Raw genomic sequence first — 16174 nt, forward strand, 5'->3', positions numbered from 1 at the left:
GCGCCTTATGTGACCCGTACGACTGCTCGAACGGTGCCGGCACGATCTAGGGTTTTGGCATGGCACGACCACGGCGCATCGTCCTTGTCCGGCACGGCGAGTCGGTGGGCAATGCCGACGACACCGTGTACGAACGCGAGCCCGACCACGCTCTGGCGCTCACGGAGACGGGGTGGCAGCAGGCGGAGAACACCGGCAAGCAGTTGCGCGAACTCTTCGGAAGGGAGCGCGTAAGCGTTTACGTCTCGCCTTACCGGCGTACCCACGAGACGTTCCGGGCCTTCCACCTCGACCCGGGGCTCGTCCGGGTGCGCGAGGAACCGCGACTGCGTGAGCAGGACTGGGGCAACTGGCAGGACCGTGACGACGTACGTCTTCAGAAGGCGTATCGCGACGCGTACGGGCACTTCTTCTACCGGTTCGCGCAGGGCGAGTCGGGCGCCGACGTGTACGACCGGGTCGGCGGCTTCCTGGAGAGCCTGTACCGGAGCTTCGAGGCCCCCGACCACCCGCCGAACGTGCTCCTGGTGACCCATGGCCTGGCCATGCGGCTGTTCTGCATGCGCTGGTTCCACTGGTCGGTCGCCGAGTTCGAATCGCTCTCCAACCCGGGGAACGCGGAGGTGAGGATGCTCGTTCTGGGGGAGGACGGCCGATACACCCTCGACCGTCCCTTCGAGCAGTGGCGTGATCCGGAAATCGTACGGAGCCACCGGATAGAGTGGCAGGGCGATGATCGCTGACACCTCTCCCGACGGGCGCTTCGAGCGCGCCCTCGCCAGCCTGCGCGGAATCGCGGTGGGAGACGCGCTGGGCTCGCAGTTCTTCGTGCCCGCGAACTACCCGCTGCTCAAGCGCCGGGAGCTGCCGCCCCAGCCCTGGCAGTGGACCGACGACACCGAGATGGCCTGCTCCGTGGTCGCCGTCCTGGCCACGCACCACCGCATCGACCAGGACGCGCTGGCGCACTCCTTCGCCCACCGCCACGACTTCGACCGGGGCTACGGCCCGGCGGTCAACCGGCTGCTGCGGCTGATCCGGGAGGGCGGGGACTGGCGCGAGCTCGCGTCGGCCCTCTTCAAGGGGCAGGGCTCCTGGGGCAACGGCGCCGCGATGCGGATCGCCCCGCTGGGCGCCTGGTACGCCGACGATCCGGAGCAGGCGACCCACCAGGCGGAGATCTCCGCCTATCCGACGCACCAGCACCGCGAGGCCGTGGTCGGCGCCATGGCCGTCGCCGCGGCCGCAGCGCTGGCCGCCGACCCGGCGGGACCGCCGAGCGCCGAGGCCCTGCTGGACGGCGTCATCGCACTCGTACCGCGCAGCGCCGTGGGGGCCGGGCTGAGGCGCGCCCGCGACATGCTCGACTACGGCGACGCCGCGACCGTGGCCGCCGTACTGGGCTGCGGACGGCGTACGTCGGCCCACGACACCGTGCCCTTCGCCCTGTGGTCGGCGGCCCGTGCCCTGGGTGACTACGAAGAGGGCTTCTGGACCACCGCCCAGGTCGGTGGCGACGTGGACACGACGTGCTCCATCGTGGGCGGCGTGGTCGCCTCCGGGAAGGCGGGAGCACCCCCCGGGGCATGGCTGGACGCCACGGAGGCGCTGCCGGAATGGCTGCCCGGGCTCCCGTCCGGAAGTGGCGCAGGCGCCGCGTAGGGCGTACGGCAGGGCGTTCCCGGGTTCCTGGGCCACCGAGTGTGCGGGCGGCGTGTGGGGGCGCGGGCGGCGGGCGCGGAGGGGGCGCCGGGCTGTGTCACAGGCTTGCTACAGCCCCGCAGCGCTCTCGTGAGCCGCTTTGCCCCCGGATACCGTGTGCGCCACGCCGCCCGTTGATCATGGCGGGCGTGTGCCGACGAAACACCGGCCGACAGCCTCCCCGCCCCAGTGGCGCGCTCCGGGCTGCCCGGTGACCGGCTGGGAGGGGATCCCTTGTCCGACATACCGTCCACGCCCGAGCCCGTAGAGGGGTCATCGGCGCAGCGGAAGAGTCCAGAAGCGAGCGAGGAGATTCCGGGAGCCGAGTCCCGGCCCACGCGGACACCGGGGCCCGCGGACTCCACGGGCCCGGCCGAACCGGGATCCTCGGTGCGGCGACCGGAGACCGGTACCGGCGCGATGGCGAAGTCGGCCGAACCGGGGGATGCGGACGGGCCTGGGGGCAAGGCTGCGTCCGGGGGCGCGGACGGGCTTGAGGGTGTGGCCGAACCGGGTGGTGCCGACCGGCCTGAGGGCTTGGCCGAACCGGGGAGTGCGGCCGAGCCGGTGGGCACGGACGGATCCGAGGGCGGGGATGTGTCCGGCGGTGGGGACGGGCCCGGGGGGTCGGACGTCTCCCGGGACGACCAGCGGACCGGCGGCGGGCAAGAGCCCGGCGCGCGGTCCTCGTCCGAGCGGGTGGCCAGGGGTGACGGCCGACCGCGGTCCCAGGCCTCCCGATCGCCGCAGCCGGGGACCGGCAGGACGGCCCCGTCGGCTGCCCCCGAACTGTGGTCACCGGAGTTGTGGGCCACGTCGCCCGCCCCGGTGCGTACGCCCACGCTGTGGGCCGTGCTCGCGACCGGTGTGCTGAGCATGCTGCTCCTCGACGGCGGTCTGGCGGTCAACCTTCTGCTGGTCGCGATCCCCACAGCGCTCGCCGCGTACTTCGCGGGCCGGGACGCGGGGCGCCGCCCGCGCGCGTGGAGCGTGGTCTGGGGCGTCGGCGGCATCGGTCTGCTGGCCGTGCCCGCTCTGCGGGACGCGGACTGGCCGTCGTTCCTGGCCGTCGTGACGGCGATCGGGCTCGGCTCGCTCGCGCTGAACGGCGGCCGCACCTGGCACGCGGTTCTGTTCGGACCCGTCGGCGTGGTCAACTCGGTGGTCACCGGTGTCGCCTGGGGCTGGCGCGGGCTGCGGGAACGATTCGGCGGAGCCCGTCGAGGAGTGGGTGTCGGGCTGCGCGCCTTCGTGGTGAGCGCCGTCCTGCTGCTCGTCTTCGGGGCGTTGTTCGCCGGAGCCGACGCCGCCTTCGCCGATCTGCTCGGCGACCTGGTGCCGGACACCTCGGTCACCGGTGGACCCTGGCGCGTGGTGCTTCTGGTGTCGGGCCTGGTCGTGGCACTGTCCGTGGCCCACACGGCGGCCGCACCGGTGCGACTGGACCGGGTCGTGGTGCGCCCCGGGCGCCCGCGCAACCGCGTCGAGTGGGCCCTCCCGCTGATCGTGCTCACGGTGCTCTTCGCGGCCTTCAACGCTGTCCAGCTCGTCGTCCTCTTCGGCGGTTACGACGCCGTGCTGAAGAAGACCGACCTGTCGTACGCCGAGTACGCGCGCCAGGGCTTCTGGCAGCTGCTGTTCGTCACGCTGCTGACCCTGCTCGTCGTGGTGTTCGCGCTGCGCTGGGCACCGCGGGACGGCGCCGGCGACCGGAAGCTGGTACGGGGTGTGCTGGGAACTCTCTGCGCGCTGACGCTCGTTGTCGTGGCATCCGCTGTGCGCCGTATGGACATGTATGTGGAGGCTTATGGGCTGACGCGGCTGAGGATCTCGGTGCTGGCCGGAGAGCTGTGGCTGGGCCTGGTCATCGTGCTCATCATGGCGGCCGGGGTGTGGGGCGCCCGCTGGCTGCCCCGCGCCGTCGCGGCCGGCGCGGCGGCCGGCGTCCTCGCGTTCGGGCTGATGTCGCCCGACAGCCTGATCGCCGAGAGGAACGTCCAGCGGTACGAGGACACGGGCAAGTTCGACGTCCTGTACGCCCGCGATCTGTCGGCCGACGCCGTACCCGCCCTCGACAGGCTCAAGGAGCCGATGCGTTCCTGCGTGCTGAGACCGATCGCCGACGAACTCGACCAGGACGACGCGCCCTGGTACGCGACCAGTTGGGGTGAGGCCCGGGCCCGGGACATCCTCCGGGACCGTCCGCCCGCCGAGTCCATCAGCAGGAGCGAGTGCGACTCGTTGACGGAGTTCCCCGAGTACCGCTGAACGCGTTCCTCCGATGCGTCCAAGTCCAAGTCCACGTCCACGTCCACGTCACGTCCGCGTCCAGGTCGACGTCGACCTGGACGCGGACCTGGACGGGCCCGGCCACCGGCTCCGTTTCGCGGACGGCCGGATCGTGGTCACCCCGGGTCTTCCTGACCCGGACCACGGCCCGGCCCTCCTCGGGGCCGCCCGGAGCCGCTTCCAGCCCTCGGCCGCTCTCGGACCGGAGCCCCTTTCAGCCCGGAGCCCCTTTCAGCCCGCGGCCGGTCCCGCCGTACCGGCGAGAGCGTCCAGGTCGCTCTTCCTGACCTTGATCACCAGTGTCGCGGTGGTCAGGGCCAGCAGAGCCATGCCCACCGCCGGTACGAAGGCGGTCGAAATGCCGTGGGCGAGCACGTCATGACCCCAAGGGGCGGGCAGCTGCTGGGTCTTGGCGAACGCCGCCTTCTGCTCGGCCGAGCCGTCCGCCAGGAACTTCGGCACCTGCTTCTGCGCCTCGTCGCGGCTGGCCGTGCCGAAGACCGTGGTGAGGATGGAGAGGCCGAGCGAACCGCCCACCTGCTGCGTGACGTTGAGCAGGCCGGAGGCCGCCCCCGCCTCGTGCTGGGCGACACCGGAGACCGCGGTGACCGTCAGCGTCACGAAGTTCAGGCCCATGCCGAAGCCGAACAGCAGCATCGGGCCGAGCACTCCGCTCGCGTACGAGTCGTCGGGGTCGATGAAGGTCAGCCAGCCGAGCCCGAGGGCGACGAGTGACGAGCCGGTGACCATGAACGGTTTGGGGCCGAGCACCGGCAGGAAGCGCTGCGACAGACCCGCGCCGACCGCGATCGCGACCGTCACCGGAAGGAAGGCCACACCGGCCGAGATCGGGGTGTACCCCAGCACGTTCTGCACGAAGAGCACGATGTAGAAGAACATGCCGAACATCGCGGCGGCGAGGCTCAGCATGATCAGATACGTGCCCGAACGGTTGCGGTCGGCGAACATCCTCAGCGGGGTGATGGGTTCCCTCGCGCGCGTCTCGATGATCCCGAAGGCCACCAGGAGGGCCGCGGCCGCGCCGAACGACCCGATCGTGAGACTGTCCCGCCAGCCGTTCTCCGCCGCGCGGATGAAGCCGTAGACCAGGGAGGCCATGCCGGCCGTCGAGGTGACCGCGCCCGCGATGTCGAAGCGTCCCGGGTGGCGCTGGGACTCGTTGATGTACATCGGCGCGAGAACGGCGATCAGGATGCCGATGGGCACGTTGACGAACAGGACCCATCGCCAGTCGAGCCACTCCGTGAGCATGCCTCCGGCGAGCAGGCCGATGGCGCCGCCACCGGCCGAGACCGTCGCGAAGACGGCGAACGCCCGGTTCCGCTCCGGTCCCTCGGGGAAGGTGGTCGTGATCAGGGCCAGCGATGTCGGCGAGGCGATCGCGCCACCCATGCCCTGAAGGGCCCGCGCCGCCAGCAACTGCCAGGGTTCCTGGGCGAGTCCGCCGAGCAGCGAGGCCAAGGTGAACAGCAGGATGCCGGTCATGAAGACCCGGCGCCGGCCGAGGATGTCGCCGGCCCGTGCTCCGAGAAGCAGCAGGCCACCGAAGGTGAGGGTGTAGGAGCTGATCACCCATGTCAGGTCGGTGGTGCTGAAATTGAGGGCGTCTTGAATGTGCGGGAGTGCGATGTTCACAATCGTCGCGTCGAGTACCACCATGAGTTGGCAGGCCGCGATGACGGTGAGCGCGATGCCGGGATGCCCCTCCCGGCGGGCCGCACCGGGCTTGCTGTCCTTAGTCAACTGAGAGGTTGTCACTATGCTTCCCCCACAAGTGAGTTAGTGAACGCTCGCGTTCACTTGCGCGTCAACGGTAGTGACTCCCCGTCAGTGAACGCAAGCGTTCACTGAAGTCGCTGCCCGCTGGCGACGAGCCGGTCGTCCGTCCCGCACGGAAGTCCGGCTCCCCGAATGCCGCTCCCCTGTACGACGGAGACACTCTGATGGCTACTTCGCGTTGGACGGCCGCCCCCGCTCAGGCGCCACCCTCGCGCCGGCGCGGCGCCGTGCTCGAGCGCGCGATCCTGGAAGCCGCGCTGGAACAGCTCGGCGCGGTCGGCTGGAACGGCCTCACCATGGAGGGGGTGGCCGCCGGTGCGCAGACCGGCAAGGCCGCGGTCTACCGCCGCTGGCCCTCGAAGGTGGACCTGGTCGCGGACGCGCTCCAGGCCGGACTGCCGGATCTGACTCGGGTCCCGGACCTCGGCAGTGTCCGGGAGGACCTGCTGGAGGTGTGCCGGCGGGTACGTGAGGCGATGTTCTCACCGCCGGGAATCGCGCTTCGCTCGGTGCTTCACGAATGCGATGTGAGGCAGGCGGAGCGCTTCAACCGGGTCATCCGCGGCGGGGTCGTCGAGCCCACCCTGCACCTGCTCCGCGAGGTCGTTCAGCGCGGGATCGAACGGGGAGAGGTGCGTCCCGACGCGGCGAACTCGTACGTCTTCGACGCCGTCCCGGCCATGATGATGTACCGCTCCAAGGTGTGCGCGAGCGAATGGAGCGAGCTGGATCTCCAGGAGATGATCGACCAGATGATGGTCCCGCTGCTGTGTGTACGCGCCGGCTGACCGGCCTGCGTGGATTGGCTGACCGGCCTGACCGGCCTGACCGGCCTGACCGGCCTGACCGGCCTGACCGGCCCTGCGCGGGCCTGTCGGCCGGTGTGCGGGAGCGGGTCGGTCGGCGTGCGCGGGCTGGTCGGCCGGTTGTACGGGAGTGGGTCGGCCGGTGTGGGCGGGAGTGGGTCGGCCGGTCTGCGCGGGTCTGCTCCGACGACGCCGGGGAGGCTTTCCGGCGGCCCGGGGGCCTGGGTGTCGCGGGGCGCTCCGGGCGGCGTAGTCTGAGGGCGCCATGCCGTACGAACCCCCCACTCATACCGTCGAGCGCTCCCTCCGCGCCACGACCGGAGCGAAGGTCATTGCCGGTGTCGACGAGGTGGGGCGCGGTGCCTGGGCGGGCCCTGTCACCGTCTGCGCCGCCGTCACCGGACTGCGCCGCCCGCCCGAAGGGCTCACCGACTCCAAGCTCCTGACCGTCAGGCGCAGGACCGCGCTCGCCGTGGAGTTGGAGAAATGGGTGACAGCGTACGCCCTCGGGCACGCCTCCCCGGAGGAGATCGACCGACTGGGCATGACGGCCGCCCTGCGCCTCGCGGCCGTACGCGCCCTGGATGCCTTGCCGGTCCGCCCCGACGCGGTCATCCTCGACGGGAAGCACGACTATCTCGGCGCTCCCTGGAAGGTCCGTACGGTGATCAAGGGCGACCAGTCCTGCATCGCCGTCGCGGCGGCCTCGGTGATCGCCAAGGTGCGGCGCGACAAAATGATGGCCGAACTGGGTGTCGACCATGCAGACTTCGGCTTTGCGGCCAACGCCGGGTACCCGGCGCCGGTCCACAAAGCCGCGCTGGAGGAGCGGGGCCCCACCCCGTACCACCGGTTGTCGTGGGCGTATCTTGATGCGCTGCCCCAGTGGCGGCACCTCAAGAAGGCCCGCAGCTTGGCGGACGGAAGCGTTCCGGAGATCGAGGGCCAGCTCGGCTTCGATTTCTGACGATTCCGTTCGCACTCATGTGCCACCCGCCGGGGCGAGTCGCACCGGCGTTTGATAGATATCAGCTCATGCCTCTCATTCCCGAGGAGCCTCAGATTCACGAGAGTGCCCAGGGTCCCCGCGTCACTCCGGCCAGTGGCCGCACCGCGCCGACCCCCCGCCCTGTACCCGGTCCCCGTCCCGCGGCTCCGCCGCGTCCCGGCCGTCCGGGTCCTGTCCGGCCCATGCCGGCCCAACGCACCCCGCGCGAGCCGGTCGTGGCCGCACCGGGGCCGTCCGTCAAGTCGGCCGCACCCGCGGCCGTCACCCCGCAGATCCAGCTCGTCCCGGCCTCGGCCGGCGGTGCGCTGGACGCCGCGGAAGAAGCCGTCGACCTGCTGCTGGAGTCGGGCCGCGCCCCCGGTGAGGTGCTGGTGATCACCACCGGCGATCCGCACCCGTGGGCCGCGCACGAACTCTCCTTCGGCGAGGCCGCCTACTGGGCGCAGCACGACGCCGGCGACGACGTCTTCTACACCGACGCCGCTGCCGCCCGCCGCGCCGCTTCCCGTCCCGTGGTCGTGGTCGCGGTCAACGGTGGTTCCGGCGAGGTCGCCGCGACAGCCCTGCCCCTGGCCCTCGGCCGGGCCGGTGCCCTGCTGATCGTCTGCGGCGACCCGCAGCAGATCAACCCGGTCCTGGCCGCAGGCGTCTGAGCGCGTTCCGGACCCGGTCCGGAACGCGCCCGGCGGGACGCTGAGGGTGCCGCCACGGCGGCACCTGCACGGCGGTCGCCTCGGCGTACCCGTATGCGTTCGCACCCACAGGCCGCTCGCCTGCCGCTCGTTCGTGTGATGTCGAGGCGGCATGGCACCGGTCTGCCCTGGCTTGAGGACCTTCCGGCTCCCGGCAGGTGTCACCCGGGCTTGTGGTGGGTGTGGCAGGGCTTTCCGCTGTGTGTCACCGGGGCTCCCGGCGTGTGTCACCGGACGGGAGGCGGACCGTTCCCCGCGTGCGTTTCCCCGATCGCTCGCCTGTGCGCGCATGGGTGCTTCGTGTTTCGCCCCGCAGGCGCACAGTCGTCCTGCGTGCCCGCTGCTCGCTGTGTGACCTCCTGGCCGCCGCCGAGCATGGGTGCGCCCCGGATCCGAGCCACACGTTCGTGCCGCACCGGCGCGTGAGTGGTACCACCCGTACCGCCCCACCCTGGTGCCCGCCCGGCCGAGCGTGTGCGGTCCGCCCTCCCCCGGGGCGGGCCGCCGCCCACGACTCGCCGGCCTCTCAGCGGGCGGCCGCCCGGCGCATCACCTCGGAGGCGACGCCTCCGGTGCGGGGCAGCGGCGGCATCACCTCTCCCACGTAGAACTCCGGCGCCGAGTCGGAGTTGGGGCGGCGCCCGCCGCGGCCCTCGCCCAGAACCTGCCAGCCGTCACGTGTCAGTGTGATGTACGCGCCGCACCGCAGTCCGTGGAGCGTGCAGGCGTCGCGCAGTCCCCACATCCAGGCCCCGTCCTCCTCCGTCCAGCGCGCGTCCCCGTCCCGGCAGTACAGCAGTACGGCCGTGCGCGCGGGAGTGCGGCGCCGCAGGTCGTGCGGGATGACCCGGCGCAACTGTGCGAGCAGCGCGTTGCGGAACATCCAGCCGTCGGCGGGTGCCGAACGCCGGGTGAAGGACGCGCTCGCCATCAGCCGCTCGTCGTGGTCGAGCACTGCGACGACCGCGGTCGACGGTCTGGGCCGGTGCCGGGCGTGAAGGCCGCTCACGACCTCACGGGGATCGCGCAGAAGCGGAATTCCGGCCGAGGCCCATTCGGCGGGTTCCAGCATGCGGGTCAGTGGGTTGGTGGAAGCGGCGGACAGGTCGGGAGACGTCGACATGGTTGCCGCCGAGGACGGAGCGAATCCGAAGGTCACGGTCCTCCCTTCGGCTACGTGCCCATACAGCGGGCGGGGTCGGACTTGGGGGATGGCACGCCGCAGCAGAGCCCTACCGGACCACGGGCAAACCGTGCGGGGAGCGGAGCTCAATTCTTCCTGTCGAACTGGAATGCGGCAACGAGCAATTGGGGCCGCGGACCGTTTCCAGGCGATTAGTGGCTTATATACCTGCCCGCTGTTTCGAATCGCGACACGCGGGTCACGCCTGTACGGCGAGGACCAGCGGCAATACTGCCTGGGCACCCGCTCTGCGTAGCATCCGCGATGCCACCGCCAGCGTCCAGCCCGTGTCCGTGGCATCGTCCACCAGCAGGACCGGACCCTGCGCTTCTCTCAGGGCGTCGGCCAGCCGCGGTGGCACGGTCAGGGCCCCGTCCAGCGCCTTCAGCCGCTGTGCGCTGTTGCTCCGGGAGATCTGGGCCGCCTCGCCGACGTACTCCACGGATCCCAGCAGAGGCAGTCGGCCGATCTCCGCGATCCGCGCGCCGAGCGAGTGGATCAGCTGCGGCCGCGAGCGCGAGGCGATGGTCACCACGCCGACCGGGCGCGGCAGTGCGTCGGGCTGCCCCGAGGCCCAGCCGCCGGGGCCCTTCGCCCAGTCGGCCAGGACACCGACCACGGCTTGGGCGACATCGTCCGGAACGGGTCCGTCCGGGGCCTGCGGGGTGAGCATCGGCCGCAGCCGGTTGCCCCAGCCGATGTCCGAGAGCCGTCCCAGGGCACGCCCCGGAGCGGCCTGTTCGCCCGCCGGGATGCGGCCCTTCAGCTCGACGCCGACCGCTGCCAGCCCGGTCGGCCACATCTTCCGTGGCTCGACCTCGACGCCCGCGCGGTCCAGCTCACCGTTCGCCGCGTCCAGCGCGGCGGCGGACACGGATGCCTGGAACCGCCCGCCGGCACAGTTGTCGCAGCGCCCGCACGGCGCGGCGCCCTCGTCGTCCAGCTGCCGCCGGAGGAACTCCATGCGGCAGCCGGCCGTCGACACGTAGTCCCGCATCGCCTGCTGTTCCGCCGCCCGCTGTTTGGCCACCCAGGCGTAGCGCTCCGTGTCGTACGTCCAGGGCATGCCCGTGGAGATCCAGCCGCCCTTGACCCGGTGCACGGCCCCGTCCACGTCGAGCACCTTGAGCATGGTCTCCAGGCGGGACCTGCGCAGTTCGACCAGCGGTTCCAGCGCGGGCAGGGAGAGTGGGCGCTCGGCCCGGGCCAGTACGTCCAGAGTGCGTCGCACCTGCTCCTCCGGGGGGAAGGCGATCGAGGCGAAGTACTCCCAGATCGCCTGGTCCTCCTTGCCCGGCAGAAGCAGCACCTCCGCGTGCTCCACACCACGTCCCGCGCGTCCCACCTGCTGGTAGTAGGCGATCGGGGAGGAGGGGGAGCCCAGGTGCACCACGAAGCCCAGGTCGGGTTTGTCGAAGCCCATGCCCAGCGCCGACGTGGCGACCAGCGCCTTGACGCGATTGGCGAGCAGGTCCTCCTCGGCCTGCTGGCGGTCGGCGTTCTCGGTCTTCCCGGTGTACGACGCCACGGTGTACCCGCTCTGGCGCAGGAACGCGGTGACCTCCTCGGCCGCGGCCACGGTCAGCGTGTAGATGATTCCCGAGCCCGGCAGGTCGTTCAGGTGCTCGGCGAGCCAGGCCATCCGGTGCGCGGCGTCCGGCAGCCGCAGCACGGCGAGACTCAGGCTCTCCCGGTCCAGGGGGCCGCGCAGAACCAGCGCGTCGGTGCTCACGCCGGTGCCCAGCTGCTCCGCGACATCGGCCGTCACGCGCGCGTTGGCCGTCGCGGTCGTGGCCAGCACCGGGGTGTCGGGCGGGAGGTCGGCGAGCATGGTGCGCAGGCGACGGTAGTCCGGCCGGAAATCGTGGCCCCAGTCGGAGATGCAGTGCGCCTCGTCGACCACCAGCAGACCGGTGGCCGCGGCCAGTTTGGGCAGCACCTGGTCGCGGAAGTCGGGGTTGTTCAGCCTTTCCGGGCTCACCAGGAGGACGTCGACCTCGCTCGCCGCCACCTCGGCCTGGATGGTCTCCCACTCCTCCGTGTTGGAGGAGTTGATCGTCCGTGCGCGGATTCCGGCGCGGGCCGCCGCCTCCACCTGGTTGCGCATCAGCGCGAGAAGCGGCGAGACGATCACCGTCGGCCCGGCACCCGTCTCGCGCAGCAGCGCGGTCGCGACGAAGTACACCGCGGACTTGCCCCAGCCGGTGCGCTGTACGACCAGCGCTCTGCGCTTGTCGGCCACCAGCGCCTCGATCGCGCGCCACTGGTCCTCGCGCAGCCGCGCCTCCCCCGCCCGCGCGCCGACCAGGCGGGCGAGGACGGCGTCGGCTGTGGCGCGGAGGCTTTCGCGGGAGGCGTCGTGCGCGTTGTCGGGGACTGGTGTGGGTCGCGGGTCTTCGTTGGTCATGGCCCCATGCAACCGGATGGGTCCGACAAAGCGCGAACGAGCCGTCGAGCTGTGGACAACTTTTGTCGTGATCACGGCGGCCGTTATCCACAGGCTCAACCGGAATCTTGCGATCCGCGAGATGGTCGCCGCATGACGAATCACGACGAATCGGCCGGTACGTCCGGCGACAAGAACATCAGCCCGGAAGTCCACGGCGGTACGGCCGTTCCCGGCGGGCTGCACCACGGGGGCGGCGGGGGCCGTGCCCGCGACAACCGACACGCGGGTGGGGTGAGTCTCCCGGGCGGGGAGCATCAGGTGACTCTCCGTACCCCGGCAGAGCTGGCCGACGCGCTGCCCTATCTCCTCGGGTACCGCCCCGACGACAGCATCGTTCTGGTCGCCCTGCACGACCGGGAGCGGCGGGGCCGGTTCGGCGGCCGGGCCCGACTCGGTATCCCGGCCCACGCCGAGGACTGGCCGTCCGCCTCCGACCAGCTCGCCCAGGGACTGGTGAAAGGGAGCGAGCGCCGAGGTGCCCGCCCCGAGAGCATGGTGGCGTACCTGTGCCAGGAACCCGGGAACGGTGAATCGGGACAGGACGTGATGGAACGTCTGCGCCCGCTCGCACAACTGCTGCGCACGGCCTGCGGACGTCTCGACGTTCCGGTGATCGAGGCTCTGTGCATCTCCGACGGCCGTTTCTGGACCTACACCTGCCCAGGCCGGGGATGCTGCCCGGCGGAAGGCACATCGATGGGGCTGCCGGGCACGTCCGTCCTCGCCGCCGCCGCGACGTACGCGGGCCTTCAGGTGCGCGGATCCCTGAAGGAACTGACAGCCAGGTTTCTTCCCTGGGAGTCCACCGCCGCGCTGGGCCAGGAGGTGGCGCTGGACACGGCCAGCATGGCTCTCGTACCGAGGATCCTGGAGGACGACAGCCGAGCCGAGGTGGCCGAGGAGGCCCTCGCGCTGGCCCGGCGGATCAAGGACCGGTTCGCGGCGGCCTTCCCCGTGTCGGGCACGCGTCCGTCGGACCTGCGCGACGACGGACTCCTCGAGAACGACGAGGCCGCCACGCTGATTCTCGGCCTGCAGGACCGCACCACCCGTGACCGTGCCGCGCAGTGGATGGAGGGCGACGAGGCCGCCCCGGCGCTGCGCCTGTGGCGGGCACTGGCCCGTCGCTGCGTCGGCCCCTACCGCGAGCACGCGGCGGCACCCCTCACCCTCGCGGGATGGGTCGCCTGGTCCATGGGCGACGAACTGGAGGCACGGGAAGCGCTCGCCATGGCGCTCGGTGCCGATCCCGACTACCTGTTCGCCCGCCTTCTCCACCAGGCATGCAATGAAGGGCTGGATCCGGAATCCGTCCGGCGCTGTCTGCGCGCCGAGCGCACGGACCACCCGACCGCCACGGAGCGGCCGATCGACTCCGGCAGGCTACTGCCGGAGGACGGCCTGACGGCGCCCGGTTCCGCCCGGGAACCGACCGGCCCGGTTCCGCCCGGTTCCCACGTGCCGGACACCCCGCCCTCGGCGCGTGGCGCTCGGCGCCGCCGCAGGCCCCGACCGGCCGCGACCGGCGACAGCCGAACGGGCCGTCGCGGCCCCTGGACCTCGAACACCCAAGGGTGTCGCCCGGCGGCCGTTGCCTCACCGGCCGGGGACCGGCCATGGCGAGCGAAGGACCGGGCGGACGGCCGGCCGCACGGGCGGGGCGACGGTGAGCGGCACGGTGCCGGGGAGGACACGTGAGCGGCTGGGGAACAGCACGCCGGGGCAGGTCCGGGACGAAGTCAGGCCGACATGCTCGGCCGAGGCGGGGTGGGGTTCCCGACGCCCCGAGGGCGGGTCGCGTCCTCGTCCCACCGCTGCCGGACGGCGCGTTCTCCGCCGGGCCCGGTCACCTTCCGCGCGGTTGGCGACCGCTCGACCGGTGCTCGTGCGACCGGTGGGCCGCCCCACCGCCATTCGGTCGGCTTCCTGGGCACATGCGTGACCCCGGACAGGGCTGTCCCGTTCACCTGAGTGGCGGAATCCCTGGCCGGATTGCGCCGCCGCAACGCCCGCGACCCCGCGGAGCCCCCACCCGGAGCGGAGCGCGCTCCAGGCGCACCGAGCGCGGAGGAAGCCACCCCATGCCCATGCCTCATCCGTCCTCGGCGCCCGACGGCGACCGTCCGACCGGGCGCGAGCCCGCACGGCCCGCCGGACGCGGGGACGCTCCGGCGGCCCCACGACCGGGCCGCGAAGCGGGTGCGCCCTTCGTCCCGGCAGGGCGCGGACCCGGCACTCCTCGGACATCCCTTCCCGTGCCGGGCAGGCCGGCGGACCTGCCGCCGGCCCACACCACCCTGATCTGTGCCGCCCTTCCCGGACTGGTGATCTCGACGGAGGAAGGACAACTGACCGGCCGCGGCCTCGAGGGCTTCTACATGGCGGGCCGACGGACCCTGTCCCGCTGCCTGCTCCGGGTCGCGGGCCGGGAACCGCTCGCGATGCAGGCCCGGATGCTCGCGGCCGACCGGGCCCGCTTCGTGGGCACGCTGCGCGCCGCCCCTGACACCGGCCCGGATCCGGACGTGGTCGTCGAGAGAACCCGCCATGCGGAGGGCGTCGAACGGATCACCCTGCGCAGCTCGGCCCTTCGGACCCTGCGCCTGCCCGTCGAGGTCGCCCTCGGGACGGACCTCGCGGAACTGGGCGACGTCGCCTCGGGACGGGGAGGGCCCGAACTGCCCGCCACCGTTCACGCCGCCGGCCTGCGCTGGTCCTGCCCCGCCGGCCACGTGACCGTCTCCGCCGACCCGCCGCCCGCCGACGCCCTGGCCTCGGCGGGGATGCTGCGCTGGGAACTCGAACTGCCTCCGGGCGGCACCCTCACGGTGGAACTGCGCGTCAGACCGGACGGTCAGGGGTCGGTCAGGGCGGTGGACCGCGGCGCGGCGAGCCCGTTCGCCGAGGCCCGGGTGCTGAGCGACGAGCCCGGAGCAGAGGCGCTTCTGAGTACCTGTGTCGATGACCTGCGGGCCCTGCTGCTGCGCGATCCCCGGTATCCGGCCGACGCACACCTCGCGGCGGGAGCGCCCTGGCGCTGCGGACTGGCGCCGGCCGAGGCGCTGGCCGCGGCCCGGATGACCCTGCCGCTCGGCACACGTCTCGCCGCGGGCACGCTGCGCACCCTCGCCCGCACCCAGGTCGCCGGTCCGGGACCGCACTCCGGACTGATTCCGGGACCGCTCCGGGACAGCGGGCCGCACCTGCCGCCGGGCTGCACGGCGACCGAGGCGACCCTGTTGTTCCCGGTCCTGCTCGCGGAGGCCTGGCGCTGGGGGCTGGCCGAGCGGGAGGTGGAGGAACTGCTGCCCGCTGCCGAGCGGTGTCTGGAATGGCTGCGGACCACGGTCGGCGACGGCACGTATCTGCCCGACCCGCAGCCGGGCGGACCGTTCCGCTGCGAGACGCAGGCACACGCGCATCGCGCGGCCCTGCTCGGCGCCGGTCTGCTCGACGCGCACGGTCGGACCGGTGGCACGGGGCTGCGGCAGTGGGCCCAGGCGATGCGGGCGGCGTTCCGTGACGACTTCTGGGTCGAGGACCTGGCCGGTGGCCGGCCTGCCGCCGCCCGTACCCGGGACGGGGGCCTCGTGCCCCGGCTCGGTTCGGGCACCGCCCATCTCCTCGACACCGGCTTGTCGGGTTCGGGAGAGACCGCTCCCGGCCTGCTCGACAAGGCGATGACCGAACAGCTCGCGCGGCTCCTCGGCGGCCCGGCCATGGACTCGGGCTGGGGGCTGCGCAGCCTCGGGGCGAAGGAGACGGCGTACAACCCGTTCGGTCATCGCAGCGGGGCGGTGCGCGTCCACGAGACGGCCGTCGCCGTCACGGGGCTCGCCGCCGCGGGCCACGAGAAGGAGGCCGGCTCGCTGCTGCGCGGCATCCTGGCGGCGGCCGGGTCCTTCGGCGGCAGACTGCCCGAGATATACGCGGGGGAACAGCGCACACGGGGGAGCGCACCGCTTCCCCATCCGGCCGCCTCCCGGCCCGCGGCCACCTCGGCCGCCGCCGGGGTGATGCTGCTCTGCTCCCTGGCCGGCATCCGCCCCGATGCGCCCGCGGGCACGGTGACCCTGCGCCCGTTCCGGGCCGCGCCCCTGGGAGAGATCATGCTGACGGGCCTGAGGATCTCGGGCGCTCCCTTCTCCGTGCGCGTCAGCGGACTCGGGTTCGCCATGGTCGAGGAAGCGGGCGACGGACTGCAGTTGGGGGTGTGACGTGGCGGTACGCGTCCCCGACCGGCAG

At 72.4% G+C, this 16174-nt stretch carries 10 protein-coding genes and 1 pseudogene; 8 read left to right on the forward strand and 3 right to left on the reverse strand.

What is annotated here, in order from left to right; translation table 11 throughout:
- Window positions 1-59 precede the first annotated feature (59 nt).
- The 3 genes and pseudogenes from ACFYW9_RS15585 (at window position 60) to ACFYW9_RS15595 (ending at window position 3969) form a co-directional block, all read left to right on the forward strand.
- Window positions 60-720: pseudogene (locus ACFYW9_RS15585) on the forward strand (histidine phosphatase family protein).
- 12 nt (window positions 721-732) lie between these two features.
- Window positions 733-1662, forward strand: coding sequence for an ADP-ribosylglycohydrolase family protein (locus ACFYW9_RS15590; protein ID WP_351868173.1), 930 nt, complete (start codon window positions 733-735; stop codon window positions 1660-1662).
- An 867-nt stretch (window positions 1663-2529) separates the two neighbouring features.
- Complete coding sequence (locus ACFYW9_RS15595) at window positions 2530-3969, forward strand: DUF4153 domain-containing protein (protein WP_389149788.1); 1440 nt, start codon at window positions 2530-2532, stop codon at window positions 3967-3969.
- A gap of 252 nt (window positions 3970-4221) precedes the next feature.
- Here the strand turns inward: ACFYW9_RS15595 and ACFYW9_RS15600 are convergent, their stop codons facing one another.
- On the reverse strand, window positions 4222-5769 hold the full coding sequence (locus tag ACFYW9_RS15600; RefSeq protein WP_389149791.1) for an MFS transporter: 1548 nt from the start codon (window positions 5767-5769) through the stop codon (window positions 4222-4224).
- Window positions 5770-5954: 185 nt separating this feature from the next.
- On the opposite strand from ACFYW9_RS15600, the gene ACFYW9_RS15605 reads away from it, so the two are divergent.
- From ACFYW9_RS15605 to ACFYW9_RS15615, 3 genes are all read left to right on the forward strand, one after another.
- Complete coding sequence (locus ACFYW9_RS15605; protein WP_351868179.1) at window positions 5955-6578, forward strand: TetR/AcrR family transcriptional regulator; 624 nt, start codon at window positions 5955-5957, stop codon at window positions 6576-6578.
- 283 nt (window positions 6579-6861) lie between these two features.
- The gene (locus ACFYW9_RS15610) at window positions 6862-7563 is read left to right on the forward strand and encodes a ribonuclease HII (protein WP_351868182.1); all 702 of its coding nucleotides are present in this window, start codon (window positions 6862-6864) and stop codon (window positions 7561-7563) included.
- A gap of 68 nt (window positions 7564-7631) precedes the next feature.
- Window positions 7632-8258 (forward strand): hypothetical protein, encoded by a 627-nt coding sequence (locus tag ACFYW9_RS15615; protein ID WP_389149796.1) that lies wholly within the window; start codon window positions 7632-7634, stop codon window positions 8256-8258.
- 565 nt (window positions 8259-8823) lie between these two features.
- On the opposite strand, the gene ACFYW9_RS15620 is transcribed toward ACFYW9_RS15615, so the two are convergent.
- Together ACFYW9_RS15620 and ACFYW9_RS15625 are read right to left on the reverse strand one after the other, a co-directional pair.
- Window positions 8824-9456 carry a hypothetical protein gene (locus ACFYW9_RS15620; protein ID WP_326785087.1) on the reverse strand — a complete coding sequence of 211 codons (633 nt, stop codon included), beginning with the start codon at window positions 9454-9456 and terminating at the stop codon, window positions 8824-8826.
- 223 nt (window positions 9457-9679) lie between these two features.
- Window positions 9680-11887, reverse strand: coding sequence for a RecQ family ATP-dependent DNA helicase (locus ACFYW9_RS15625; protein ID WP_389149800.1), 2208 nt, complete (start codon window positions 11885-11887; stop codon window positions 9680-9682).
- A gap of 132 nt (window positions 11888-12019) precedes the next feature.
- On the opposite strand from ACFYW9_RS15625, the gene ACFYW9_RS15630 reads away from it, so the two are divergent.
- On the forward strand, window positions 12020-13627 hold the full coding sequence (locus ACFYW9_RS15630) for a DUF4192 domain-containing protein (protein WP_389149803.1): 1608 nt from the start codon (window positions 12020-12022) through the stop codon (window positions 13625-13627).
- A gap of 389 nt (window positions 13628-14016) precedes the next feature.
- Window positions 14017-16146, forward strand: coding sequence for a glycogen debranching N-terminal domain-containing protein (locus tag ACFYW9_RS15635; protein ID WP_389150117.1), 2130 nt, complete (start codon window positions 14017-14019; stop codon window positions 16144-16146).
- Window positions 16147-16174: the final 28 nt, after the last annotated feature.

The organism is Streptomyces sp. NPDC002698 (assembly GCF_042888945.1).
Classification (GTDB): domain Bacteria; phylum Actinomycetota; class Actinomycetes; order Streptomycetales; family Streptomycetaceae; genus Streptomyces.